This is a genomic window from Telluria mixta (genome assembly GCF_029223865.1).
In the GTDB taxonomy this organism is placed as follows: Bacteria; Pseudomonadota; Gammaproteobacteria; order Burkholderiales; family Burkholderiaceae_D; genus Telluria; species Telluria mixta.
On sequence record NZ_CP119520.1, the window covers coordinates 4,874,950 to 4,898,712 of the forward strand.

Annotated in this window: 23 protein-coding genes; 19 read left to right on the forward strand and 4 right to left on the reverse strand. The window is 64.7% G+C overall.

Going from position 1 to position 23,763, the window contains the following annotated elements:
- Positions 1-59: 59 nt before the first annotated feature.
- Positions 60-248: a hypothetical protein gene (locus P0M04_RS21715; RefSeq protein WP_259447053.1), complete on the forward strand. Its 189-nt coding sequence runs from the start codon at positions 60-62 to the stop codon at positions 246-248.
- A gap of 3 nt (positions 249-251) precedes the next feature.
- On the opposite strand, the gene P0M04_RS21720 is transcribed toward P0M04_RS21715, so the two are convergent.
- The 3 genes from P0M04_RS21720 to map all read right to left on the reverse strand — a co-directional run bounded on the left by P0M04_RS21720 (position 252) and on the right by map (position 4,595).
- Positions 252-998, reverse strand: a complete 747-nt coding sequence (locus tag P0M04_RS21720) for a pseudouridine synthase (protein WP_259447052.1) — start codon at positions 996-998, stop codon at positions 252-254.
- Between the two features lie 162 nt (positions 999-1,160).
- Positions 1,161-3,761, reverse strand: a complete 2,601-nt coding sequence (locus P0M04_RS21725) for a [protein-PII] uridylyltransferase (protein ID WP_259447051.1) — start codon at positions 3,759-3,761, stop codon at positions 1,161-1,163.
- Positions 3,762-3,770: 9 nt separating this feature from the next.
- Positions 3,771-4,595: a type I methionyl aminopeptidase gene (gene map / locus P0M04_RS21730; RefSeq protein ID WP_259447050.1), complete on the reverse strand. Its 825-nt coding sequence runs from the start codon at positions 4,593-4,595 to the stop codon at positions 3,771-3,773.
- A gap of 255 nt (positions 4,596-4,850) precedes the next feature.
- Between map and rpsB the strand changes: the two genes are divergently transcribed.
- The 18 genes from rpsB to P0M04_RS21820 all read left to right on the forward strand — a co-directional run bounded on the left by rpsB (position 4,851) and on the right by P0M04_RS21820 (position 22,646).
- On the forward strand, positions 4,851-5,597 hold the full coding sequence (gene rpsB, locus P0M04_RS21735) for a 30S ribosomal protein S2 (protein WP_259447049.1): 747 nt from the start codon (positions 4,851-4,853) through the stop codon (positions 5,595-5,597).
- A 145-nt stretch (positions 5,598-5,742) separates the two neighbouring features.
- On the forward strand, positions 5,743-6,651 hold the full coding sequence (gene tsf, locus P0M04_RS21740; protein ID WP_259447048.1) for a translation elongation factor Ts: 909 nt from the start codon (positions 5,743-5,745) through the stop codon (positions 6,649-6,651).
- Between the two features lie 100 nt (positions 6,652-6,751).
- A complete protein-coding gene (gene pyrH / locus P0M04_RS21745) occupies positions 6,752-7,468 on the forward strand; it encodes a UMP kinase (RefSeq protein WP_105375943.1) in 717 nt (238 codons plus the stop codon).
- Between the two features lie 28 nt (positions 7,469-7,496).
- Positions 7,497-8,057, forward strand: coding sequence for a ribosome recycling factor (gene frr / locus P0M04_RS21750; protein ID WP_105375944.1), 561 nt, complete (start codon positions 7,497-7,499; stop codon positions 8,055-8,057).
- A gap of 123 nt (positions 8,058-8,180) precedes the next feature.
- Complete coding sequence (gene uppS, locus P0M04_RS21755) at positions 8,181-8,939, forward strand: polyprenyl diphosphate synthase (RefSeq protein ID WP_259447047.1); 759 nt, start codon at positions 8,181-8,183, stop codon at positions 8,937-8,939.
- Positions 8,940-8,946: 7 nt separating this feature from the next.
- Complete coding sequence (locus P0M04_RS21760) at positions 8,947-9,774, forward strand: phosphatidate cytidylyltransferase (RefSeq protein ID WP_259447046.1); 828 nt, start codon at positions 8,947-8,949, stop codon at positions 9,772-9,774.
- A gap of 131 nt (positions 9,775-9,905) precedes the next feature.
- On the forward strand, positions 9,906-11,081 hold the full coding sequence (ispC, locus tag P0M04_RS21765) for a 1-deoxy-D-xylulose-5-phosphate reductoisomerase (protein WP_259447045.1): 1,176 nt from the start codon (positions 9,906-9,908) through the stop codon (positions 11,079-11,081).
- 38 nt (positions 11,082-11,119) lie between these two features.
- The gene (gene rseP, locus P0M04_RS21770; protein WP_259447044.1) at positions 11,120-12,478 is read left to right on the forward strand and encodes an RIP metalloprotease RseP; all 1,359 of its coding nucleotides are present in this window, start codon (positions 11,120-11,122) and stop codon (positions 12,476-12,478) included.
- Between the two features lie 123 nt (positions 12,479-12,601).
- The gene (gene bamA, locus P0M04_RS21775) at positions 12,602-14,962 is read left to right on the forward strand and encodes an outer membrane protein assembly factor BamA (RefSeq protein ID WP_259447043.1); all 2,361 of its coding nucleotides are present in this window, start codon (positions 12,602-12,604) and stop codon (positions 14,960-14,962) included.
- Between the two features lie 33 nt (positions 14,963-14,995).
- Complete coding sequence (locus P0M04_RS21780) at positions 14,996-15,520, forward strand: OmpH/Skp family outer membrane protein (protein WP_259447042.1); 525 nt, start codon at positions 14,996-14,998, stop codon at positions 15,518-15,520.
- A 76-nt stretch (positions 15,521-15,596) separates the two neighbouring features.
- The gene (gene lpxD / locus P0M04_RS21785; protein WP_259447041.1) at positions 15,597-16,655 is read left to right on the forward strand and encodes a UDP-3-O-(3-hydroxymyristoyl)glucosamine N-acyltransferase; all 1,059 of its coding nucleotides are present in this window, start codon (positions 15,597-15,599) and stop codon (positions 16,653-16,655) included.
- Positions 16,652-17,134, forward strand: a complete 483-nt coding sequence (gene fabZ, locus P0M04_RS21790; protein WP_259447040.1) for a 3-hydroxyacyl-ACP dehydratase FabZ — start codon at positions 16,652-16,654, stop codon at positions 17,132-17,134. The genes lpxD and fabZ overlap by 4 nt, the downstream gene beginning before the upstream one ends.
- The gene (gene lpxA, locus P0M04_RS21795; RefSeq protein ID WP_259447039.1) at positions 17,134-17,922 is read left to right on the forward strand and encodes an acyl-ACP--UDP-N-acetylglucosamine O-acyltransferase; all 789 of its coding nucleotides are present in this window, start codon (positions 17,134-17,136) and stop codon (positions 17,920-17,922) included. The genes fabZ and lpxA overlap by 1 nt, the downstream gene beginning before the upstream one ends.
- The gene (lpxB, locus tag P0M04_RS21800; protein WP_259447038.1) at positions 17,906-19,063 is read left to right on the forward strand and encodes a lipid-A-disaccharide synthase; all 1,158 of its coding nucleotides are present in this window, start codon (positions 17,906-17,908) and stop codon (positions 19,061-19,063) included. The genes lpxA and lpxB overlap by 17 nt, the downstream gene beginning before the upstream one ends.
- Positions 19,060-19,716, forward strand: coding sequence for a ribonuclease HII (gene rnhB, locus P0M04_RS21805; protein ID WP_259447037.1), 657 nt, complete (start codon positions 19,060-19,062; stop codon positions 19,714-19,716). The genes lpxB and rnhB overlap by 4 nt, the downstream gene beginning before the upstream one ends.
- Positions 19,713-20,492, forward strand: a complete 780-nt coding sequence (locus P0M04_RS21810) for a TrmH family RNA methyltransferase (RefSeq protein WP_259447036.1) — start codon at positions 19,713-19,715, stop codon at positions 20,490-20,492. The genes rnhB and P0M04_RS21810 overlap by 4 nt, the downstream gene beginning before the upstream one ends.
- Positions 20,493-20,543: 51 nt before the next feature.
- The gene (locus P0M04_RS21815; RefSeq protein ID WP_259447035.1) at positions 20,544-21,755 is read left to right on the forward strand and encodes an EAL domain-containing response regulator; all 1,212 of its coding nucleotides are present in this window, start codon (positions 20,544-20,546) and stop codon (positions 21,753-21,755) included.
- Positions 21,756-21,806: 51 nt separating this feature from the next.
- Positions 21,807-22,646, forward strand: a complete 840-nt coding sequence (locus P0M04_RS21820) for a DUF2071 domain-containing protein (RefSeq protein ID WP_259447034.1) — start codon at positions 21,807-21,809, stop codon at positions 22,644-22,646.
- A 53-nt stretch (positions 22,647-22,699) separates the two neighbouring features.
- Here the strand turns inward: P0M04_RS21820 and ppsR are convergent, their stop codons facing one another.
- On the reverse strand, positions 22,700-23,548 hold the full coding sequence (ppsR, locus tag P0M04_RS21825; RefSeq protein WP_259447033.1) for a posphoenolpyruvate synthetase regulatory kinase/phosphorylase PpsR: 849 nt from the start codon (positions 23,546-23,548) through the stop codon (positions 22,700-22,702).
- Positions 23,549-23,763 lie beyond the last annotated feature (215 nt).

Genomic DNA, 23,763 nt, shown 5'->3' on the forward strand with positions numbered 1-23,763 from the left:
CGGACCTCCCACCATTCGCACTGCGCCAGACGCTGGAAGCGCTGCTGCGGACCGGTTGGATGAAGACGTTCGAATACGATGCCGAAGACGCGTGGGTCGATTACGTCCGCGTGGACTTGCGCAGGGGCCGATCAAAGCTGAGGCTGGAGTGGGACCAGGACAGCGGCGGCACCGTCGAGGCGCCGCGGGCCGTGCTCGATGAACTGCGCGTGCTGGATCCGTGGACACAGATGCGGCACGCGCATTGAGGATCAGAAGCGCTCGTCTGCGCCTAAATAGCGCCACTGCCCGGGCGGCAGGTCGCCGAGCTTCACGCGGCCGATCCGCACACGCTTGAGGCCGATGACCTTGAGGCCGACCATGTCGCACATGCGGCGGATCTGGCGCTTGCGGCCTTCCCTGAGGGTGAAGCTGAGCTGGTCGTCGTTTTGCCAGCGCACTTTTGCGGGCAGCAGCGGTTTGCCGTCCATCCACAGGCCGTGGTTCAGCTTCTTGAGGTCGGCGTCCGGCAGGCGTCCCGGCTTCGTGTACTGCACGCGTACGAGGTATTCCTTTTCGATGGACGTGTCTTCGCCGATCAATTGCTTCGCGATGCGGCCGTCCTGCGTCAGCACGAGGAGGCCGACGGAATCGATGTCCAGCCGTCCGGCCGGCACGAGGGATTTCAGCTGCGTCGGGTGGAACAGCTCGGGCGATGGATCGTCCGCCCAGCGGTTTTCCGGTTTCACGAGCACGACGGCCGGCTTGTAGCCGTCTTCCGCCTGGCCGCTGACGAAGCCGACCGGCTTGTTCAGCAGCACGGTCACGCGCTTGGCCTGCTGGGCGGCTGCCTGGCGTTCGACGGTGATCTTTTGGTGCGGCAAGACTTTGCTGCCCAGCTCGGACACCACCTGGCCGTCGACGCGGACCCATCCTTTCGCGATCCACTCATCGGCCTCGCGGCGGGAAGAGAGGCCAAGTTCGGACATGCGTTTGGAAAGGCGTACGGGTTCGGTCATGGTCGTTCAAAAAATTACGGAAACAAATACCGTCGTTCCCGCGAAAGCGGGAACCCATGCTGAAGTGCCGAAGCCACTCTGTTGAGAGACCGCAGCAGTTTTGAATTATCGAATTCTGCGGCTCAGTATGGATTCCCGCCTGCGCGGGAATGACGCATTAACTTAGATCTTCACGGCGTCGAGCAACTCGGTCTCCAGCTGCACCTGCACGCGCTGGTTGTTCAGCGCCTGTCCGTCGATGAGGAACACGTCCTCGACGCGCTCGCCGAGCGTCATGATCTTGGCGGTGTGCAGATTGATCCGGTAGCGCGCCAGCACGCTCGCGATCGAGTACAGCAGGCCGTTGCGGTCGTTGGCGCCGATCGCCAGCACCCAGAACTGGCCCCGCTCGTCCGGGCGCATGTCCACGGTCGGCGTGATGGGGAAGTTGCGCGACATGCGCGACAGCCGGCCCCGCAGCGGCGGCGACAGGGGTTCCTGGTGCACGAGCACCTCGCACAGCTCGTGCTCGATCAGGTTGATGATGTCGCGGTAGCTGTTGGCGAAATGTTCGTCCGTGATGAGGAACGTGTCGAGTGCGTAGCCATCCTTCGTCGTGTGGATCTTGGCGTCGAGGATGGAGAAATTCTTGCGGTCGAAATAGCTGCAGATGCGCGCGAACAGGTCGGGCTGGTCCTTCACGTACACCGTCACCTGCAGGCCTTCGCCGATCGGTGCCAGGCGCGATTTCACGACGGGCTTGTCGCGCCCCAGCTTGTCGACCAGGCAGCGGGTCTGCCAGGCGATGTCGGAGGCGTCGTGGCGCAGGAAATAGGCCATGTCGAGCTGCTTCCACAGCGCCTCGTGCGCGTCCGACGGCAGGCCGAACAGGCGCAGCGTGGCCAAGGCTTCCTGCTGGCGCGCGCGCAGTTCGCGGTCGGCCGACGGCGGCTCGCCGCCCAGCACGCGCAGGGTCATCTTGTACAGGTCTTCCAGCAGCTTCGCCTTCCACGCATTCCACACCTTGGGGCTCGTGCCGCGGATGTCGGCCACCGTCAGCAGGTACAGCGCGGTCAGGTGGCGCTCGTCGCGTACGAGCCGGGCGAAGGACTGGATCACGTCCGGGTCGGACAGGTCCTGCTTCTGGGCGACGACGGACATCGTCAGGTGGTGCTCGACGAGGAACACGACCAGTTCCGTGTCTTCCTCGGACAAGGCGTGGTCGCGGCAGAATTCGCGCGCATCGACCTTGCCCAGTTCCGAGTGGTCGCCGCCGCGGCCCTTGGCGATGTCGTGGAAGAGGGCGGCCACGTACAGCAGCCAGCGGTCGCGGAAATTGGCGATCAGCTGGCTGCAGAACGGGTATTCGTGCGCGTGCTCCGTCATCGTGAAGCGGCGCATGTTCCGCACGACCATCATGATGTGCTGGTCGACCGTGTACACGTGAAACAGGTCGTGCTGCATCTGGCCGATGATGCGGCGGAAGTTCGGCAGGTAGCGGCCGAGGATGCCCATGTCGTTCATGCGGCGCAGCGCGTGCACGAGACCCACCGGCGCCTGCAGCACGCGCAGGAACAGGGCGCGGTGCTGCGGGTTGGCGCGGAATGCGTCGTCGATCAGCGTGCGCGCATGCCACAGGGCGCGCATCGTGCGCGCGGTCATGCCCTTGATGTCGGGGCGTTCCGTCATCAGCACGAAGATTTCCAGCACGGCGGCAGGCGTGGACTCGAACGTGTCGTCCGCGGCGATGTCGATGAAGCCGCCCACTTCGTTGAAGCGCGGGTTGATCGGCACCGGCTGCGACGGCGTGGGGAACAGGTAGGCCTCGATGTTCTGCAGCAGGATCGTGTTCAGCTGGGTCACGGTCTTCGCGGCCCAGTAATATCTCTGCATCAGGTATTCGCTGGCGCGGCGCGCGTCGAGTCCCTCGCCCGTGGACGTGAGGCCGAACGTTTCCGCAATGGCCGTCTGCACGTCGAACACGAGACGGTCTTCTCTCCGGTTCGTCTGTAGGTGCAGGCGGATGCGGATGTCCTTGAAGGCGCGCTCCTTTTCCATCAGCTGGCGCGCTTCCTCGCGCGTGATCAGGCCGCGGATCGCGAGCTGGCTCCAGGAATTCGCGAGACCGGCCGCCTTGGCCACCCACAGGATCACCTGCAGGTCGCGCAGCGCGCCCGGGCTTTCCTTGACGTTCGGCTCCAGCGAGAACGGCGTGAATTCGTACTTGGCGTGACGCAGGCGCATCTCGGCCGTCTTGGCCTGGAAGAAGGCCTGCGCGTCCATCGCCTCGTCGTAGCGGCGCAGCAATTCGTTGAAGATGGCTTCATTGCCCGTCACGAGGCGGGCTTCCAGCAGGCTCGTCTGCACGGTGATGTCGGCGGCCGACTCCGTCATGCATTCGTCCACCGTACGGATGCTGTGACCGATTTCCAGGCCCAGGTCCCACAGCAGCTGCACGAAGTTTTCCAGCTTCGCCTGCGCGATCGCGTCGGGCGGGTTGCCCAGCAGGATCAGCAGGTCGACGTCGGAATTCGGGAACAGCTCGCCGCGGCCGTAGCCGCCCACGCCCACCAGCGCGGCATCCGGCGGCAGGCCGGCCGCATGCCACGCATCCGCCAGCACGCCGTCGACGCTGTGGCGCAGGCCGCGCAACAGTTTTTCCGGCTTGCCGTTCTCGCGGAACTCGGCGATGACGAGCTGGCGCTCGGCTTTCAGGCGTTGCTTCAGCTGCAGCGGCTGCAGCGGTTGCGCGGTCGAGGACGTGGTGGCGGTGGACGTGGACATGGGAGCGGGTCAGGCGGCGACGGTGTCTTTCGGCTGGATGATGGCGGGCGGCGGCGGGGTGCCGGCCGACGTCGTCAGTACTTCGTAACCCGTCTCCGTCACGAGGATCATGTGTTCCCACTGGGCGGACAGGCTGCGGTCCTTCGTCTTGATGGTCCAGCCGTCCGGCATTTCGCGGATCTCGCGGCGGCCCGCGTTGATCATCGGCTCGATCGTGAAGATCATGCCGGCTTTCAACTCTTCGCCCGTGCCCGGACGGCCGTAGTGCAGCACCTGCGGCTCTTCGTGGAAGACCTTGCCGATGCCATGGCCGCAGAATTCGCGCACGACGGAATAGCCGGCGTTTTCCGCGTGCTGCTGGATCACGTGGCCGATGTCGCCCAGGTGCGCGCCCGGTTTCACCTTGCTGATGCCGAGCCACATGCATTCGTAGGTGATCTCCGTCAGGCGGCGCGCCAGCTTCGACGGTTCGCCGATGAAGAACATGCGGCTGTTGTCGCCGTGATAACCATCCTTCGTGATGACGGTGACGTCGATGTTCACCACGTCGCCATTCTTGAGGACCTTGTCGCCCGGAATCCCGTGGCAGATCACGTCGTTGACGGAGGTGCAGACGGCTTTCGGGAACGGCGGGTAGCCCGGCGGCGCATAGTTCAGCGGGGCCGGGACGGTGCCTTGCACATTCACCATGTATTCATGGCACAGGCGGTCCAGTTCGCCGGTGGTCACGCCCGGTTTGACGAAGGGCGTGATGTAGTCGAGCACCTCGGCGCCGAGGCGGCCGGCGATGCGCATGCCCTCGATGTCTTCCGGGGTCTTGATGGAAATTGCCATATTGATCCGTTCTGCGATAAGTTCTGTGCCGGTCATTATATGTGATTCATAACGTGGCCGGGCCGCCGGCCGCTGCCCCCGGCGGCGACGGTCATGCGTGCGCGAGCTTGAAATTCGTGTCAAATCCCGCTAGAATCTCGGGTTGCTCGTGTCCGTATCGAGCAATTTTTGAATGTAAATCGCGAATGCGGCCGAAAAGGGTGCCCGAAAACGGGTGTACCGGCCGTCATTCAAGACCCAACCCTGGAGAATACAATGTCTGTCACTATGCGCGAAATGCTGGAAGCCGGTGTTCACTTCGGCCACCAGACCCGTTTCTGGAACCCGAAAATGGCCCCGTTCATCTTCGGTCATCGCAACAAGATCCACATCATCAACCTGGAAAAAACCATGGCGATGTACCAGGATGCGATGAAGACCATCAAGCAGATCGCCGCCAACCGCGGCACGATCCTGCTGGTGGGCACCAAGCGCCAGGCCCGCGACATCATCGCCGCTGAAGCGCAGCGCGCCGGTGTGCCGTACGTCGACCAGCGCTGGCTGGGCGGCATGCTGACCAACTTCAAGACGATCAAGACCTCGATCAAGCGTCTGAAGGACATGGAAGCGGCCATCGAGTCGGGCGAAGTCGAGAAGATGAGCAAGAAAGAAGCGCTGATGTTCTCGCGCGAACTGGACAAGCTGCAGAAATCGATCGGCGGCATCAAGGACCTGCAAGGCGTGCCGGACGCGATCTTCGTCGTGGACGTCGGCTACCACAAGGGCGCCGTCACCGAAGCCGGCAAGCTGGGCATCCCGGTCATCGGCGTGGTCGACACCAACCACTCGCCGGAAGGCGTGACCCACGTCATCCCGGGTAACGACGACTCGTCGAAGGCCATCACCCTGTACGCACGCGGCGTCGCCGATGCGATCCTGGAAGGCCGTGCAAACGCCACCAACGAAGTCGCCGAGATGGTCAAGTCGGCTGACGACTTCGTCGAAGTTTCCGAGCAAGCTTAATTCCCGGCGGGTCACGGCCCGCTGAGCTGTAAAGGGGCGCCGAGCCTAAGATCGAGCGCCCCTTTTTGCAAGCAGTTTCTGGATAGATTAATAATATGCAAGCCGTCGAAGACGGCGGCTTGCTCCTACTTTTAGGAGAAATGACATGGCAGCGATTACTGCAGCGATGGTTGGTGAACTGCGCGCGAAGACCGACGCACCGATGATGGAATGCAAGAAGGCACTGAACGAAGCCGAAGGCGACATGGCACGTGCCGAAGAGATCCTGCGCGTCAAGCTGGGCGGCAAGGCATCGAAAGCGGCAGCCCGCATCACCGCCGAAGGTGTCGTGACGGCTTTCGTCGCCGGCAACATCGGCGCGCTGGTCGAAATCAATAGCGAAACCGACTTCGTCGCCAAGAACGACGAGTTCATGGCCATGGCCAACCTGGCTGCCAAGCTGGTCGCCGAAAACAACCCGGCCGATGTCGCCGCCTTGGCCGCCCTGCCGGTCGACGGCAAGACCTTCGACGACGTGCGTACGGCACTGATCGGCAAAATCGGCGAGAATATGACCGTCCGCCGCTTCCAGCGCTTCGAAACCACCGGCAAGCTGGCATCGTACCTGCACGGCAACCGCATCGGCGTGATCGTCGACTACGACGGCGCCGATGAGCAGGTCGGTAAAGACGTCGCGATGCACATCGCCGCGATGAAGCCGGTCTCCCTGTCGGCAGAGCAAGTGCCGGCCGAGCTGATCGAGAAAGAGCGTTCGGTTGCTCAGCTGAAAGCCAAGGAAGACGCCGACAAGGCCGTCGCCGAAGGCAAGCAGCCGCAATCGGCCGAGATCGTCGCGAAGCGTATCGACGGTTCGGTGCAGAAGTACCTGAAAGAAGTGTCGCTGTTCAACCAGGCTTTCGTGAAGAACGACAAGCAGAGCGTCGAGCAGATGCTGAAGGCCGCCAACACCACCGTGAAAGCATTCACGATGTACGTGGTCGGCGAAGGCATCGAGAAGAAAGTCGACGACTTCGCAGCGGAAGTGGCAGCCCAGATGGCTGCTGCCAAGCAGTAATAAAGAGAACGGGCCGCAAGGCCCGTTTTTACAACCGGATGGCGATCCCGGCCGGTGCAGTACCGAATTCGAAATATCAATCATCACAGGAGCCCCATTCATGACAAAACCAGCCTACCAACGAGTCCTCCTCAAACTGTCTGGCGAAGCGCTGATGGGCGACGATCCGTTCGGCATCAACCGCGCCACCATCGAACGCATGGTCGCCGACGTGGCTGAGGTGTCGAAGCTGGGTGTGGAACTGGCAGTGGTGATTGGCGGCGGCAACATCTTCCGCGGCGTTGCACCGGGTGCGCAGGGCATGGACCGCGCGACGGCCGACTACATGGGCATGCTGGCCACCGTGATGAATGCGCTCGCGCTGGCCGACGCCATGCGCCAGCAGGGCATCACCGCCCGCGTGATGTCGGCGATCGGCATCGAGCAGGTGGTCGAGCCGTACGTGCGCCCGAAGGCGCTGCAATACCTGGAAGAGGGCAAGGTCGTGGTGTTCGCCGCGGGCACCGGCAACCCCTTCTTCACCACCGACACCGCCGCCGCGCTGCGCGGCTCGGAAATCTCGGCCGAAATTGTATTGAAGGCAACCAAGGTCGATGGCGTATATACTGCCGATCCGAAGAAGGATCCGCACGCGACCCGCTACGAGCAGATCACGTTCGACGAAGCGATCGCGAAGCACCTGCAGGTGATGGACGCCACCGCGTTCGCCCTGTGCCGCGACCAGAAGCTGCCGATCAAGGTGTTCTCGATCGTCAAGCCGGGTGCGCTCAAGCGCGTGATCATGGGCGAGGACGAGGGTACACTCGTACACGTTTAATCAATAGTTAGAAATACAGGAGAGCAGCATGTCCGTCGCTGACGTTAAAAAAAGTGCCCAGGACAAGATGGCGAAATCCATCGAGACCCTGAGAGGCAACCTGGCCAAGGTTCGCACCGGCCGCGCCCACACCGGCATCCTGGACCACGTGATGGTCGATTATTACGGTTCGCCGACCGCGCTGCCGATGGTCGCCAACCTGACCCTGATCGACGCCCGCACGATCGGCGTTCAGCCGTACGAAAAGAAAATGCTGAACGTCATCGAAAAGGCGATCCGCGAATCCGACCTGGGCCTGAACCCGTCGACGTTCGGCGATCTCGTCCGCGTGCCGACCCCGGCGCTGACCGAAGAACGCCGCAAGGAAATGGTCAAGCTGTGCAAATCGGAAGCGGAAGACGCGAAAATCGCCGTCCGCAACGTGCGCCGCGACGCCAACGAGCAGCTGAAGAAGCTGGTCAAGGACAAGGCGATCTCGGAAGACGACGAGCGCCGCGCCCAGGACGATGTCCAGAAGATGACCGACAAGGCCGTCGTCGACATCGACAAGCTGGTTGCCGAAAAAGAAAAAGAAGTGATGACGGTGTGATCCGTATTGCGGCGTTCCCGTACGCCGCGTATCGTTGTGGACGTCGGACCGGCAGGCCAGGCCTGACCGGTCCGTTCCGCCTTTAGTTGCAATTCCTGCGCAGTCCGCCATTTGGCCAGATTTATGATTTTTAAAAGTTCGACAACCGCAGTCCCCGAAGCGCCGAAGGTGCCGCGTCACATCGCCATCATCATGGACGGCAACGGCCGCTGGGCGACCAAACGCCTGCTGCCCCGCGTGGCCGGCCACGTCAAGGGCGTGGACGCCGTGCGCAAGATCGTCGAAGCCTGCGTGGATCGTGGCGTGGAATACCTGACGCTGTTCGCGTTTTCGTCCGAAAACTGGCGCCGTCCGGCCGACGAAGTGTCCTACCTGATGGGCCTGTTCGTCACCGCGCTCGAGCGCGAAGTGTCGAAGATGCATGCGAATAACATCCGCCTGAAGGTCGTGGGCGATTTGTCGCGCTTCGATGCGAAGCTGCAGGACATGATCGCCAACGCCGAGCGCCGCACCGCCAACAACAGCCGCCTGACCGTCACCGTGTGCGCCAACTACGGCGGCCGCTGGGACATCATGCAGGCGACCGCCAAGATGGTCGCGGCCAACCCGGGCGTGACCGAGTACACCGAAGAGATGCTGGCCGAGCACCTGGCGATGGCCTATGCGCCGGAACCGGACCTGTTCATCCGCACCGGCGGCGAAGAGCGCATCTCGAACTTCCTCCTGTGGCAGCTCGCGTACTCGGAGCTGTACTTCACCGACACCTTCTGGCCGGACTTTTCGCCCGCTTCGCTCGACACGGCGATCGCGTCCTACCAGAGCCGGGAACGCCGCTTCGGCCGCACCGGCGAACAGGTCGCCAACAAGGCTAAACAAGGCTAACTCGCTGATGCTCAGAACCCGCGTCATTACCGCCGTCGTGCTGCTGGCAATATTGCTGCCAGTCCTTTACTTCAACAACTACACGGCGTTCGCGGTCGTGGCGACGGTGTTCTTCGGCGCCGCCATCTGGGAATGCTTCCGGCTGTTCAATCCGGAGACGCACAACGCCCACGTGATCGCACTGGTCTGGGCCGCCGTGTTCGCGATCTCCGTGTTCACGGGGCACACGAATCTGTCGTTCTGGGCCGCGCTGAGCGTGGCCTTGTGGATCGCCCGGTTCGCGCCTTCGCTGAAGATCGGCCTGCCGCCGCTGGGCACGCCCGCGAACACGTTGCTGTCGCTCGTGTACGCGTTCGCCGTCGTCGGCTGTTTCGCCGCCATCGTCGACCTGTATTCGCACTCGCCGCTGTTCCTGCTGTCCGTGCTCGCGATCGTGTGGGTGGCCGACATCGGCGCCTACTTCGCCGGCAAGGCGTTCGGCAAGCACAAGCTGGCGCCGTCGATCTCGCCCGGCAAATCGTGGGAAGGCGCGATCGGCGGCGGCATCGCCGTGCTCGTGCTGGGCTGCCTGTCGGTCCAGTTCGGCGGCGACGCCTTCAACCAGACGTTCGCCGTGCGCGTCCAGCACACGTACGGCTGGCCCGTGCTGGCCGTCGTGCTCGTGCTGATGACGGCCGCCAGCATCGTCGGCGACCTGTTCGAATCCCAGCTCAAGCGCCGGGCGGGCATGAAGGACAGCAGCAACCTGCTGCCGGGCCACGGCGGCGTGCTCGACCGCATCGACGCACTGATCCCCGTGCTGCCGCTCGCCGCGCTGATCGGCTCGCGGCTGTAAGACACCAGGCCGTTCCAATGCGGGCGGCGCGCCGCCTGCGCGCGTGCCGTGCCAGAATGACTCGGCGCTGGCGGTGTATAAAACCCGGCAGACTCGCCCATGTTGGAGCGACCTTGACAATGGAACGCAACATGCAAAGCATCACTATCCTTGGCGCCACCGGTTCGATCGGCGTCTCGACCCTCGACGTGCTGGCACGTCATCCCGACAAATACCGTGTCTACGCGCTGTCCGCGCACGAGCGCGTGGATGCGCTCGCCGCGCAATGCCGCGTGTTCCGTCCGCAGCGCGCCGTCGTCGGTACGCCGGAAGCGGCCGCGCGCCTGCGCGACCTGCTGGCCGGCCTCCCGATCGACGTCGCCCACGGCGAAGCGGCGCTGTGCGAGATCGCCTCCAGCCCGGACACGGACACGGTCATGGCCGCCATCGTCGGCGCCGCCGGCCTCGCGCCCGCGCTCGCGGCCGCGCGCGCGGGCAAGAAGGTCCTGCTGGCGAACAAGGAAGCGCTCGTGATGTCCGGCCAGTTGTTCATGGACGCCGTCAAGGAGCACAAGGCGACGCTCCTCCCCATCGACTCCGAGCACAATGCCATCTTCCAGTCGCTGCCCGGGACGTATGCACGTTCGCCCGACGCGGCCGGCGTGGCGAAAATCCTGTTGACGGCCTCCGGCGGCCCGTTCCTGCAGCGCGCCGTCGAGACGCTGGAAGACGTGACGCCGGAAGAAGCCTGCAAGCATCCGAACTGGTCGATGGGTCGCAAGATCTCCGTCGACTCGGCCACCATGATGAACAAGGGCCTGGAAGTGATCGAGGCGCACTGGCTGTTCGGCGCGCCGGCGGACCGGATCGAAGTCGTGATCCACCCGCAAAGCGTGATCCACTCGATGGTGTCGTACGTGGACGGCTCCGTGCTGGCCCAGCTCGGCAATCCGGACATGCGCACGCCGATCGCCCATGCACTTGCGTACCCCGAGCGCATCGCGTCGGGCGTCGACCAGCTCGACCTGACGACGTTCGCCGCGCTGCAATTCCACAAGCCGGATTTCGACCGCTTCCCGTGCCTCGCGCTCGCCTTCGACGCGTTGCGCGCGGGCGGTACGGCGCCTGCATTGCTGAACGCGGCGAACGAAATCGCGGTCCAAGCATTCCTGGAGCGCCGCATCGGCTTCCGCGACATCGACCGCGTCGTGCGCCGCGTGATGGACGAGAACCCGCATGGCGAGGCGACCAGCATCGAGGCCGTGATGGCCCAGGACGCGCGTGCCCGCGACGCGGCCGGCTGCATCGTGCATGCGCTGCGAGCCTGAGTTCACCTGACCCGAGCGGGTACTGACGGGAGATAACCATGAACCTGATCCACACCCTGCTGGCATTCCTGCTGGCGCTGGGACCGCTGATCGTCTTTCACGAACTGGGTCACTACATCGTCGCGCGCCTGTGTGGCGTGAAGGTGCTGCGCTTCTCGATCGGCATGGGGCGCATCGTGTGGTCGCGCCGCTTCGGCCCGGACCAGACGGAATGGGCGATCTCGGCGCTGCCCATCGGCGGCTACGTGAAAATGCTCGACGCGCGTGATCCCTCGACGGTGCCCACGAACGACGCCGACCTGCCGCGCGAATTCACGCGCCAGAACGTGTGGAAGCGCATCGCCATCGTGGCGGCGGGCCCCATCGCCAACTTCATCCTCGCCATCGTCGTGATGGGCGCGCTGTTCATGCACGGGAAAGAGGAGCCGGGCACGCGCCTGCGTGCGATGCCGGAAGCGTCCGCCGTGTACAAGGCGGGCGTGCGGGGCGGCGATGTCGTCACCGCCGTCAACGGCAAACCCGTGCAGTCGTGGACGGAGCTGCGCTGGGAAATCGTGCGCGCCGCCATCGACAAGCATGCGGTTGAACTGACCTTGCGCGGCCCAGGGGGCGATAAAAGCGCGAACTCGGCGCCGTACCGCGCCGTGCTGCCCGCGGACCGCATGGCCAGCCTGGACGTGGACAGCGACGTGCTGGGCATCCTCGGCATGCAGCTGTGGCGCCCGCGGCCCAGCGTCGACAAGGTGCTGCCGGACGGCGCCGCCGCGCGCGCGGGCCTGCGCCAGGGCGACCTCGTGACCTCGATCGATGGCAAGCCGATCTCGGATGGCATCGCCTTCATCGAAGCCGTGCGCGGCGCCGCCGGCAAGACCCTGCAGGTGGGCGTGCAGCGCGGGTCGGAGAACCTCGTGCTGCCCCTCACGCCGGACCGCGACCCGCAGTCGGGCAGGGGCCTGGTCAAACTGATGATCGCGCAGGCGCCGGAGATGGTGACCGTGAAGGCGGGCCCGCTCGACGCGCTGGCGAAGGGCGCGCAGCGCACCTGGGAGACGAGCGCGATGACCGTCAAGATGATCGCCAAGATGATCGTCGGCGAGGTCTCGCTGAAAAACGTGACAGGTCCGATCACGATCGCGGACGTCGCCGGACAGACCGCACGCTCTGGCCTGGAGCCCTTCCTGGAGTTCATCGCCTTCATCTCCATCAGCCTGGGTGTAATGAATCTGTTACCAATTCCCGTTCTGGACGGTGGCCATTTGCTGTATTATTCGCTGGAAGTTTTGACCGGGCGCCCCTTGCCCGCGCGGATCGGCGAGATCGCGCAGCGTGCCGGGGTCGGCCTGCTGTTCATGCTGATGGCGCTTGCCGTCTTCAACGACCTGGTGCGACTGCTCTGAACACACGGCACTCCGAACTGTACGCTGCGCCTGCGGCGTGCACCGGAGTGTCCGGCTTACGCAGGACAAGCTCGGGCAAAGAACACGTAACGTTGTCCAATGACTGACCCATTGATCTAACCGATGAATTTACAACCCGAACGTTTTGCCCAGCCGCGTTTTGCCTTGCCCTCCCGTCGCAGCATGATCGGCGCAGCCGTGCTGGCCCTGTGTGCCGGTCACGCCGCCGCCGTCGCTCCCTTCGTCGTGAAGGACATCCGGGTCGAAGGCATCCAGCGGACCGAGGCAGGCACGGTGTTCAGCTACCTGCCGGTGCGCGTGGGCGAGACCTTCGACGACGAAAAAGGCACGACGGCGATCAAGGCGCTGTATGCGACCGGCTTCTTCAAGGACATCCGCCTGGAAGAAGAGAACGGCGTGCTCGTGGTGCTCGTCGAGGAACGTCCGGCCATCGCGTCCGTCGACTTCACCGGCACCAAGGAATTCGAAAAGGACATGCTCGTCAAGGCGCTGAAGGACATCGGCGTCGGCGAGACCAAGATCTTCGACAAGGCCTCCGTCGACCGCGCCGAGCAGGAACTGAAGCGCCAGTACCTGTCGCACGGCCTGTACGGCGTGAAGATCACCACGACCGTCACCCCGATCGAACGTAACCGCGTGAACGTCATGTTCAACGTGGACGAGGGCGACGTCGCCAAGATCAAGCAGATCAACATCGTCGGCAACAAGGCGTTCTCCGACAAGGAACTGCGCCAACTGCTGCAACTGAACACGTCCGGCTGGCTCACGTGGTATTCCAAGGCCGACCAGTACTCGAAGCAGAAGCTGACGGGCGACCTGGAGACCATCAAGTCGTGGTACCTGAATCACGGCTACCTGGAAGTGAACGTCGAGTCCACGCAGGTCTCGATCACCCCGGACAAGAAAGACATCTACCTCACCATCAACATCACGGAAGGCGAGAAGTACACCGTCTCCGGCGTCAAGATGGATGGCGAATTGTTCGGCCGCGAGGAAGAACTCAAGAACCTGATCCTCTTGAGGCCGGGCCAGACCTATTCCGGCGACCTGCAGGAAGCATCGAACAAGCGCATCGCCGACCGCCTCGCGAGCTTCGGCTACGCGTTCGCGAACGTCACCGCGAACCCGGAGATCAACCGCGAGAAGCGCGAAGTCGCCTTCACGTTCTTCGTCGACCCGGGCAAGCGCGCGTACGTGCGCCACATGACCATCTCGGGTAACACGATCACCCGCGACGAAGTGATCCGCCGCGAATTCCGCCAGTTCGAGAGCTCGTGGTACGACCCGAACCGGGTGAAGCTGTCGCGCGACCGCGTCGACCGCATGGGCTACTTCAAGGACGTGACGGTCGAGACGCCGGAAGCGCAGGGCACCAACGACGCCGTGGACGTGAACATCGCCGTCGTCGAAAAACCGACCGGTAACTTCATGGTCGGCGGCGCGTTCTCGCAGGCGGAAAAATTCACCTTCACGGCGTCCGTCACGCAGGCCAACTTCGCCGGCAGCGGCAATACCGTCGGCGTGGAATTGAACACGAGCCGCTACAACCGCACGATCTCGTTCGCGCAGACGAACCCGTACTTCACGGACGACGGCATCTCGCGCGCGTTCCAGCTGTACCTGCGCACGTCGCGTCCGCCGGCGCTGAACATCGGTTCGTACACCGTGCGCCAGCAGGGCGGCAACCTGACGTTCGGCGTGCCGTTCTCGGAAATCGACACCGTCTACTTCGGCGCGGGCCTGGAAAAGACCCGCCTCGAGACGGACGAAAGCTCGCCGACCCTGTACAAGCAGTTCGTGCAGCAGAACGCGAAGGATGCCAATGCGAAGCTCACCGGCGTGGGCGAGGCGACGACGAATGCGATCCCGCTGACCGTGGCCTGGGGCCGCGATTCGCGCGACTCCGCGATCACGCCGACGCGCGGCCGCTACCAGCGCGCCAACCTGGAAGTCGACTTCATCGGCGACGCCAAGTACTACCGCATCGTCTACGAACACCAGTGGTACCGCCCGGTCACGCGCTGGATGACCCTCGCGCTGAAAGGTGAGCTGGACTACGGCGCGGGCCTGGGCGGTCACGCCTACCCGGTCTTCAAGAACTTCTACGGCGGCGGCATCGGCTCGGTGCGCGGCTACGAGAGCTCGTCGCTGGGTATCGTCGACCCGTACACGTACGACGCCCTGGGCGGCGCGAAGCGCGTGATCGGCAATGCCGAGCTGCAGTTCCCGTTCCCGGGCAGCGGCCAGGATCGCTCGCTGCGCTGGTTCACCTTCGCCGACGGCGGCCAGATCTTCCAGGAGCACGAACCGATCCGCACGTCGCAGTTCCGCTACTCGGCAGGTATCGGCCTGTCGTGGATTTCCCCGGTGGGGCCGCTGAAGTTGAGTTATGCTAAGCCGTTGAACGCGAAGCCGGGCGACCGCCTTGAGCGCTTCCAGTTCCAGATGGGTACCGGTTTCTGATCCGGCCCGTCGCCGAGACAAGGATTGCGAAGAATGATGTTGAAAAAATCGTTAGCCTCGCTGCCGCGTAGCCTGGTGGTGGCGCTGCTGTGCGCCGGTGCGATGGCGCAGGCGTCCGCGCAGAGCGGCGTGGGCCGCATCGGTTTCGTCTACACGGAACGCCTGATGACCGAGTCCAAGCTGGCCAAGGCGGCGGACGCGAAGCTGCAGTCCGAGTTCTCCAAGCGCCAGAAGCAGCTCGACGACGCAGTGCAGAAGTACAAGGTGAGCCGCGAGAAATTCGACGACGAAGCACCGAAACTCTCGGACGTCGACCGCACCAAGCGTACGCGCGAACTGCTCGACATGGAGAAGGACGTGCAGCGCATGCAGCGCGAGTACAACGAGGATCTGTTCCAGCGCAAGAACGAGGAGCGCGCCGCCATCGCGCAGAAAGCCTATAAACTGATCGAACAGGTGGCCGAGCAGGAACACCTCGACGTCGTGCTGCAGGAAGCCATCTGGACCAGTCCGCGCATCGACATCACCGACCGGATCCTCAAACTGCTCGACAAATAAGCCGCGAAGGCTTCACGGACGCCGGCCGGCTTGATGAGCGGCCGGCAGTTTTCACTTCTTTTACGGAACGACCAAGATGGGCACTCGACTGGGTGATTTGGTCGAACGCTTCGGTGGCCAGCTGGTAGGTGACCCGGACCTCGAGGTCCAGGGCATCGCACCGCTCGACAGCGCCGGCGCTTCGCACATCAGCTTTCTCAGCAACAGCAAATTGCGCGCATTGGCCGCGCAGAGCCAGGCCGCGGCACTGATCGTCTCGCCGCTCGACGACGCCACCGTCGCCACGACGTACGCCGGCGCACGCATCGTCACCACCAACCCGTACGCCTATTTCGCCCGCGCCGCGCAGTACTTCGTGTCGCTCGACGAAGTCGTGCCGCCGCCGGGCATACACCCGAGCGCCGTCGTGCACGACACCGCGCAGGTCGACCCGACCGCGCACATCGGCCCGAACGTGACGGTGGAGGCGGGCGCCGTCATCCACGCGGGCGTCCAGATCGACGCCGGCTGCTTCGTCGGCCGCGAGGCGGAGATCGGGGAAGACACGCACCTGTTCGCGAACGTGACCTTCCATGCGCGCTGCAGCATCGGCAAGCGCGGCATCCTGCATTCGGGCGCCGTGATCGGCACCGACGGTTTCGGCTTCGCGCGCGAGAACGGCATCTACATCAAGATCCCGCAGACGGGCCGCGTGCTGCTTGGCGACGACGTGGACGTCGGCGCCAACACGACCATCGACCGCGGTGCGCTGGACGATACCGTGATCGAGGACGGCGTGAAGCTCGACAACCAGATCCAGATCGGCCATAACTGCCGCATCGGGGCGAATACGGCCATGGCCGGCTGCGTGGGGGTAGCCGGCAGCGCGAAGATCGGCAAGAATTGCACGTTCGGCGGCGCGGCGATGGTGCTGGGGCACCTGGAAATCGCGGACAACGTCCATATCTCCTCGGGCAGCATGGTGTCGCGCTCCGTGCTCGAGCCGGGGCAGTACACGGGCTTTTATCCGCTCGCCAAGAACGCCGAATGGGAAAAGAGCGCCGCCATCGTGCGCAACCTGTCTTCGCTGCGCGAGAAGATGCGCAGCCTGGAAAAACAGATCAAACAACTTACCGAAGCACCAGAACAAAAATGACGACTGAAGCCACCGCCACCAACAAGACCCTGGGGATCAACGAGATCAAGGAATACCTGCCGCACCGCTACCCGCTGCTGCTGGTGGACCGCGTGGTCGACTATGAGCTGGGCAAGACCATCACCGCCATCAAGAACGTGACCGTCAACGAAGAATTCTTCAACGGCCACTTCCCGCACAAGCCCGTGATGCCGGGCGTGCTGATGATCGAGGCGCTGGCGCAGACGGCCGCGATCCTGTCGTTCATGACCATGAACGTCAAGCCGGACGAGAACTCGGTCGTCTACTTCGTCGGCATCGACAACGCGCGCTTCAAGCGTCCGGTCGAGCCGGGCGACCAGCTCAAGATGGACATCGAGATCCTGCGCACGTCGCGCGGCATCTGGAAGTACAAGGCGACGGCCAGCGTCGACGGCAAGGTCGCGGTCGAGGCGGAACTGATGTGCACCATCCGCGCCAACGAGAAGGCAGGACAGTGATGAGCAAGGTCCACCCGAGCGCGATCGTCGACCCGAAGGCGGAGCTGGATTCCACCGTCGAAGTCGGCCCGTATTCGATCATCGGGCCCGACGTGCGCATCGGCGCGGGCACCGTCGTGGGCCCGCACGTCGTCATCGAAGGCCACACGACGATCGGCCGCGACAACCGCATCTTCCAGTTCGCGTCGCTGGGCGCCGCCCCGCAGGACAAGAAATGGGCCGGCGAGCCGACCCGCCTGGAGATCGGCGACCGCAACACGATCCGTGAATTCTGCACGTTCAACCTCGGCACCGCGCAGGATGCGGGCGTGACGCGCCTGGGCGACGACAACTGGATGTCGGCGTACACGCACCTGGCGCACGACTGCCAGGTCGGCAGTAATACGATCTTCTCGAACAACGCGCAGCTCGCGGGCCACGTGCACGTGGGCGACTGGGCGATCCTTTCCGGCTACTGCGGCGTGCACCAGTTCTGCAAGATCGGCGCCCACGCGTTCATCGGCATGTACACCAGCCTCACGCAGGACGTGCCGCCGTTCGTCCTCGTCTCCGGCAATCCGGCCGAGGCGCACGGCGTCAACATCGAAGGCCTCAAGCGCCGCGGTTTTACGCGCGAGCAGATCAACGGCATCCGCGCCGCGTACAAGACCATCTACCGTTCCGGCCTGACGCTGGAAGAAGCCAAGGCCAAGCTGGCGGAAGAGGAAGCCGCCGCCGGCGACGCCGCGCAGCACATCCGCGCGATGCGCGACTTCCTCGACAACGCGAGCCGTGGCATCGTCCGATAATGTGAAGCTGGCGCTCGTCGCCGGCGAAGTCTCCGGCGACCTGCTCGCGTCGCGCCTGATGGCGGGGCTCAAGCCGCGCCTGCCGGGCGTGGCGTTTTCCGGCATCGGCGGTCCGCGCATGCTGGAGCAGGGTCTCGTATCGGACGTCCCGATGGACACGCTTACCGTGCGGGGCCTGCTGCCGGTGCTGCTGCGCTACCGCGAACTGAAGGGCATCCAGAACCGCCTGCGCGACCGCCTGCTGGCCGAGCGTCCGGCCGCGTTCATCGGTGCGGACTACCCCGGCTTCAACCTGGGACTGGAAGAGCAGCTGCGCGCGGCGGGCATCCCGACCGTGCACTTCGTCGGCCCGCAGATCTGGGCGTGGCGGGGCGGACGCATCAAGAAGATCCAGCGTGCTGTCTCGCACATGCTCGTGATCTTCCCGTTCGAGGAAGAGATTTACCAGAAGGCCGGCGTGCCCGTCACGTACATCGGCCATCCGCTGGCGGAGACGATCCCGCTCGTGCCCGACGTCGTTGCCGCACGCCGCCAGCTCGGCCTGCCCGAGAACGCGCGTGTGGTGACCGTCATGCCGGGCAGCCGCATGTCGGAAATTAAATACCTGACGGAGCCGTACGTCCGCACCGTGAAACTGCTGGCGGCGCGCGATTCGTCCGTGCGCTTCATCGCGCCGATGGCGGGCGAACGCCAGAAGGCGTATTTTAAGGAGCTGGTTGCGAAGGCCGGTTTGCAGGATCTGCCGCTGCAGCTCATCGACGGCGAATCGCACGCGTGCATCGCGGCGGCCGACGCCGTGCTGGCCGCGTCCGGCACCGCCACGCTGGAAGTGGCGCTGTACAAGAAGCCGATGGTGATCGCGTACAAGGTCTTGCAGGCCGAGTGGCTGCTCATCCGGAACATGGGCTACCTGCCGTGGATCGGGCTGCCGAACATCCTGGCGCGCGACTTCGTCGTGCCGGAATTCCTGCAGCACGCGGCGACGCCGGAAGCGCTGGCGGAGGCCGTCTGGTTCCAGCTGACGGACGAGAACAACCGGGTGAAGCTGAAGGAACGCTTCACCGAAATGCATCACAGCCTGCTGCGCGACAGCGCGCGCGAAAGCGCCCGCGCCGTGCTGCAGGTGATAGGCAAAGCATGAGAAAGAAGAAGTTCGATTTTTATCCCGGCCTGCCGCCGAAGAACCGGCCGTTCACGCTGGACGATATCGTCTGCGGCGTGGACGAGGCCGGGCGCGGCCCGCTCGCCGGCCCCGTGTTCGCGGCCGCCGTGATCCTCGATCCGGCCCGCCCGATCGAGGGCTTGCGCGACTCGAAAAAGCTGACGGAAGCGCGCCGCGACGAGCTGGCTCCGCTGATCAGGGAACACGCGCTCGCGTGGGCCATCGCCGAGTGCTCGCACGCGGAAATCGACACGCTGAACATCCTGCAGGCGACGATGCTGGCGATGCGCCGCGCCGTCGAACAGCTGGCGACCGTGCCGACCATCGCCCTCATCGACGGCAACCGCTGCCCGCAGTTCGCGCCGCACATCCGCGCGCATGCGGTGGTGGAAGGCGACGACAAGGTCCACGCGATTTCCGCCGCGTCGATCCTCGCGAAGACGGCGCGCGATGCCGCCCTGGTCGCGCTGCATGAAACGTATCCGCAGTATGCGTTCGACCAGCACAAGGGCTATTCGACGGCGCTGCACCTGGCGCGTTTGCGCGAGCACGGCCCGAGCCCGGTGCACCGGCGTACGTTCGCGCCGGTCCGCGCGCTGATTGAACCGGACCTGTTCGCGGAGCTGGCATGAAGAGCGTGACCTCGCGGGACAATCCGTTCTACAAGGAGCTGAAACACCTTGCCGGCAGCAGCCATGCGCTGCGCAAGGCGGGGCGCTCGCTGCTGGACGGCGTCCACCTGTGCCAGGCCTGGCTCGACCTCGTGGGGCAGCCCGTGCACTGCATCGTGTCCGAAGGGGCGCTGGCCAATCCGGAAGTCGCCGCCATCGTCGACCGCGTGACGGCACCGGCCACGTCGCTGCCGGACGCGCTGTTCGGCGCGCTGTCGCAGGTCGAACACGGCATCCACCTGCTGTTCCTCGTCGAGACGCCGCGTCCCGCCCGGCCGGACGCCCTGGTGCAATCGGCCGTGCTGCTGGACGGCGTGCAGGACCCCGGCAATGCCGGCTCCATCCTGCGCAGCGCCGGCGCGGCGGGCATCAAACAGGTGTATTGCAGCCCGGGCACCGCCTCGATCTGGTCGCCGAAGGTGCTGCGCGCCGCGATGGGCGCCCACTTCGTGCTGGAGATCTTCGAAAACGTGGATCTCGCGGACCTCATCCGGAACGCAGATGTGCCCGTGCTGGCGACGAGCGGCTATGCCAGCGAACGGATCTACGACGTGGACCTGTCCGGCCCCGTCGCGTGGCTGCTGGGCCACGAAGGGCAGGGCGTGTCGGACGCGCTGCTGAACATGGCCACGCACCGCGTCGCCATCCCGCATGCGGGCGCCGTGGAATCGCTGAACGTGGCCGCGTGCGCGGCCGTGTGTTTCTTCGAGCAGTTGCGCCAGCAGCAGCAGGCATAGACGCGCGCACCCTGTTCGGTTACGCTTCGTGCAGGTCAAGACGGAGTAATGATGGACATAGGGCAATCGCAGTTGCAGTCTTTGCACTTCCTGGTTGCGGAAGCGGACCCGGTGCAGCGCCGCGCGCTGATCGAGGCGCTCGGCCAGGTGGGCGCCACGCGCGTCACCGACGTGCCGGACGGCCCGATGGCGCTTCGCACCTTGCAGGCCAGCTTCACGCCGAAGGTGGACGTCGCCATCATCGACCTCGACCTGGGCGGCATGGACGGCCTGGAACTGCTGCGCGCGATTGCCGCGCTGAAATCGGGCGTGCGGCTGATCGTCGTCGGCGCCCAGCCCGCGAGCGTGCTGTTTTCCGTCGAAAGCCTCGCGCAGGCGCATGGTGTCGACCTGCTCGGCACGATCGCCAAACCCGTCACGAGCACGAAACTCAGGGCCTTGCTGGAGAACTACCAGGCCCCGCGGCGCGCGCCGGCGGCAGCGCCCGCCCCCAGTTTCACGTTCGCGGAAGTGGGCGTGGGCCTGCAGAAGCGCCAGTTCGAACCGTTCTTCCAGCCCAAGATCGAGCTGGCGACGGGCCAGGTGAAAGGCCTGGAGACGTTCGCCCGCTGGCGCCATCCCGAGCACGGCGTGCTGGGACCTGCTTCCTTCATCGGCGCGCTGGAAGCGAACAACCGCATCGACTTCCTCGACTGGACGATGCTCGAAATGTCGGTGGAGCGGTGCCGCCGCTACCACGACCAGGGCATCCCGATCTCCATCTCGCTGAACCTGGCGCCCGAAACGCTGGCGCATCCGAATTTCATCCGCCAGGTGACGTCGACGATGCAGCGCCACGGCGTGCTGCCGGATTACCTGACGTTCGAGATGACGGAATCCTCGATCCTCAGCTTCGACGCCGACTTCATCGAACGCCTCGTGCGGCTGCGCATGATGGGCTTCGGCCTCGCCATCGACGACTACGGCACGGGGCGCTCGAACCTGCAGATCCTGGCGCGCATCCCGTTCTCGGAACTCAAGATCGACCGCTCGTTCGTGGATGGCGCGTCGAAAAAGCGCCCGCTGGGCACCGTGCTGAAATCGTGCCTGGGGCTGGCGCACAGTCTCGATCGCATGTCGGTCGCCGTCGGCGTCGAGACGCGGCAGGACTGGGATTTCCTGCAGGGGCTCGGGTGCACGTATGCGCAGGGCTACCACATCGCCAATCCGATGCCGGCCGATCAATTCCCGGGCTGGCTGGAAGACTGGCAGCACTTCTTCTAGAGGCGTCAGAGCCCGGTGTTGATGGTTGGGCTCTGACCCCGGTGTGACCGAATGTACCGACATCCTTTCCCTGGCCTGCCGGGACGCGTCCTCGAAGGCCTGCTGAACGCGCGCGGCCTTGCGCGCCTGCGCCACGCGGTGTTTTCACGCCTGCCGTTTCCCGTGCTGCAAAGCGACGTGGCCGACGTCGTCTACGTGACGTGGATGGTCGATGCGCGCGCCGCCGCGGCACTGCTGCCGGCCGGATTGCGCGTGTGGGAACATGACGGCAGGACGCCGCTCACGGTGCTGACGTACCGGCACGGCCATTTCGGCCCGGTGCTGGCGGGGCCGTTGCGGCGCCTGTTTCCGTCGCCGCTGCAGAGCAACTGGCGGCTCTACCTGGACGGCCCGCTGCCGCCGGGCGCGCCGCAGCAAACGGTCTGGTTTTTGGAGAACATGATGGACAGCGGCGCCTATGTGGCGGTCACGCGCCTGTTCAGCGACATCATGCGCACGCACCGGCCGGCGCGCTTTACGCACGGCCGCGCCGGAAACGGGTTCGCGACGCGCATCGAACCCGGCGCTGGCAGCGCGCCCGCATTGGCGTACACGGTGGCACCAGGCGCACAGCCCGTGCTGCCGCCGGCCTTCGCCGCCGCGTTTGGCTCGTGGGACGATGCCGTGAAGATGCTTGCCTGCCAGGATGCGGCGCTGGGCTGGTCGGCGCGGCTCGGGAAGCCCGTGCTGTCCCATATCGACCTGCCGGTCCCGCTCGACGCGGTGCAGCCGCTCGTGCCGGCAGGTCCCGTCGCGTGTTCGCTGCTGGACAATCTGCCGGCCGCCGGAGAACCGCTGTGTTTCCTGGTGCCGCGGGTGCCGTTCAGGGTGCTGTCGGAGGTTGTGGTGTGAACCGGGGTCAGAGCCCTTAAAAGAAAAACCGGGCTCTGACCCCTGGCTGACCCCTAGTACTCTCGGCGGTCCGGCTTGATCTCCTGGAGGATGGTGGTCGCGATCTCCTCGATCGACTTGGTGGTCGACGACAGCCAGCGGATTCCTTCGCGCCGCATCAGCTGCTCGGCCTCGTTGACCTCGTAGCGGCAATTTTCCAGCGACGCATACTTGCTGCCCGCGCGCCGCTCGTTGCGGATCTCGGACAGGCGTTCCGGCGTGATCGTCAGGCCGAAGATCTTGTGCTTGAACTGCGGCAGCGCCGACGGCAGCTTGTTGCGTTCGAAATCGTCCGGGATCAGCGGGTAGTTCGCCGCCTTGATTCCGTACTGCATCGCCAGGTACAGGCTCGTCGGCGTCTTGCCCGAGCGCGACACGCCCACGAGGATCACGTCCGCGTCCGCCAGGTTCTTGTGCGACTGGCCGTCGTCGTGCGCCAGCGAGAAGTTGATGGCCTCGATGCGGTTCTTGTATTCCTCCGTGTCGACGACGTTGTGGATGCGGCCGATCGTGTGCGTCGACTTCACCCGCAATTCCTGCTCGAGCGGGGCGACGAAGGTCTGGAACAAATCCATGTGCATGCCCTGCGCGGCGCGGATCACGGCGGACAGGTCGTGTTTCACGAGCGTGGAAAACACGATCGGGCGCTGGTTGTCGGCGATCGCGGCGTCGTTGATGCGGCGCGCGGCCGCGTAGGCCTTGTCGATCGTGTCGATGAAGGGCAGGCGGATCTGCCGGAAACGCATCTCGAACTGGCTCAGCACCGCGTGGCCGAAAGTTTCCGCCGTGATGCCGGTGCCGTCGGAGACGAAGAAAACGGTGCGCGCGGCGTTCGGATTGGCTGGGGTGCTCGGGATGGACATGATGTTTTTTAGACAGATAATGACAAAGTTGCAGCCCCTAGGGCTGTGAAACCCGGTCGTGCGCGGTAAAATGCTCGGGAACGGGTTGTTGGATTGTGCTTTACGACGCCAAGAATAACAAGAAATCCCCCGGAAACTCGACCAGCCTGCCGCGCGAAGCCCGCCTTGAGCAACGATTGCTCGGCCCGCCGCCGCTGCCTAGCCAGGCTCGTCCG

Excerpts from the sequence above, each read along its gene's own strand:
- rseP (WP_259447044.1), top strand. The coding sequence starts at position 11,120 with ATGAACCTGATCCACACCCTGCTGGCATTCCTGCTGGCGCTGGGACCG.
- bamA (WP_259447043.1), top strand. The coding sequence starts at position 12,602 with ATGAATTTACAACCCGAACGTTTTGCCCAGCCGCGTTTTGCCTTGCCC.
- P0M04_RS21715 (WP_259447053.1), top strand. The coding sequence starts at position 60 with ATGAAGACGTTCGAATACGATGCCGAAGACGCGTGGGTCGATTACGTC.
- frr (WP_105375944.1), top strand. The coding sequence starts at position 7,497 with ATGTCCGTCGCTGACGTTAAAAAAAGTGCCCAGGACAAGATGGCGAAA.
- rpsB (WP_259447049.1), top strand. The coding sequence starts at position 4,851 with ATGTCTGTCACTATGCGCGAAATGCTGGAAGCCGGTGTTCACTTCGGC.
- tsf (WP_259447048.1), top strand. The coding sequence starts at position 5,743 with ATGGCAGCGATTACTGCAGCGATGGTTGGTGAACTGCGCGCGAAGACC.
- uppS (WP_259447047.1), top strand. The coding sequence starts at position 8,181 with ATGATTTTTAAAAGTTCGACAACCGCAGTCCCCGAAGCGCCGAAGGTG.
- P0M04_RS21760 (WP_259447046.1), top strand. The coding sequence starts at position 8,947 with ATGCTCAGAACCCGCGTCATTACCGCCGTCGTGCTGCTGGCAATATTG.
- pyrH (WP_105375943.1), top strand. The coding sequence starts at position 6,752 with ATGACAAAACCAGCCTACCAACGAGTCCTCCTCAAACTGTCTGGCGAA.
- P0M04_RS21810 (WP_259447036.1), top strand. The coding sequence starts at position 19,713 with ATGAAGAGCGTGACCTCGCGGGACAATCCGTTCTACAAGGAGCTGAAA.
- P0M04_RS21725 (WP_259447051.1), bottom strand. The coding sequence starts at position 3,761 with ATGTCCACGTCCACCGCCACCACGTCCTCGACCGCGCAACCGCTGCAG.
- ppsR (WP_259447033.1), bottom strand. The coding sequence starts at position 23,548 with ATGTCCATCCCGAGCACCCCAGCCAATCCGAACGCCGCGCGCACCGTT.
- map (WP_259447050.1), bottom strand. The coding sequence starts at position 4,595 with ATGGCAATTTCCATCAAGACCCCGGAAGACATCGAGGGCATGCGCATC.
- lpxD (WP_259447041.1), top strand. The coding sequence starts at position 15,597 with ATGGGCACTCGACTGGGTGATTTGGTCGAACGCTTCGGTGGCCAGCTG.
- rnhB (WP_259447037.1), top strand. The coding sequence starts at position 19,060 with ATGAGAAAGAAGAAGTTCGATTTTTATCCCGGCCTGCCGCCGAAGAAC.
- P0M04_RS21780 (WP_259447042.1), top strand. The coding sequence starts at position 14,996 with ATGATGTTGAAAAAATCGTTAGCCTCGCTGCCGCGTAGCCTGGTGGTG.
- lpxA (WP_259447039.1), top strand. The coding sequence starts at position 17,134 with ATGAGCAAGGTCCACCCGAGCGCGATCGTCGACCCGAAGGCGGAGCTG.
- P0M04_RS21720 (WP_259447052.1), bottom strand. The coding sequence starts at position 998 with ATGACCGAACCCGTACGCCTTTCCAAACGCATGTCCGAACTTGGCCTC.
- P0M04_RS21820 (WP_259447034.1), top strand. The coding sequence starts at position 21,807 with ATGTACCGACATCCTTTCCCTGGCCTGCCGGGACGCGTCCTCGAAGGC.
- fabZ (WP_259447040.1), top strand. The coding sequence starts at position 16,652 with ATGACGACTGAAGCCACCGCCACCAACAAGACCCTGGGGATCAACGAG.
- P0M04_RS21815 (WP_259447035.1), top strand. The coding sequence starts at position 20,544 with ATGGACATAGGGCAATCGCAGTTGCAGTCTTTGCACTTCCTGGTTGCG.
- ispC (WP_259447045.1), top strand. The coding sequence starts at position 9,906 with ATGCAAAGCATCACTATCCTTGGCGCCACCGGTTCGATCGGCGTCTCG.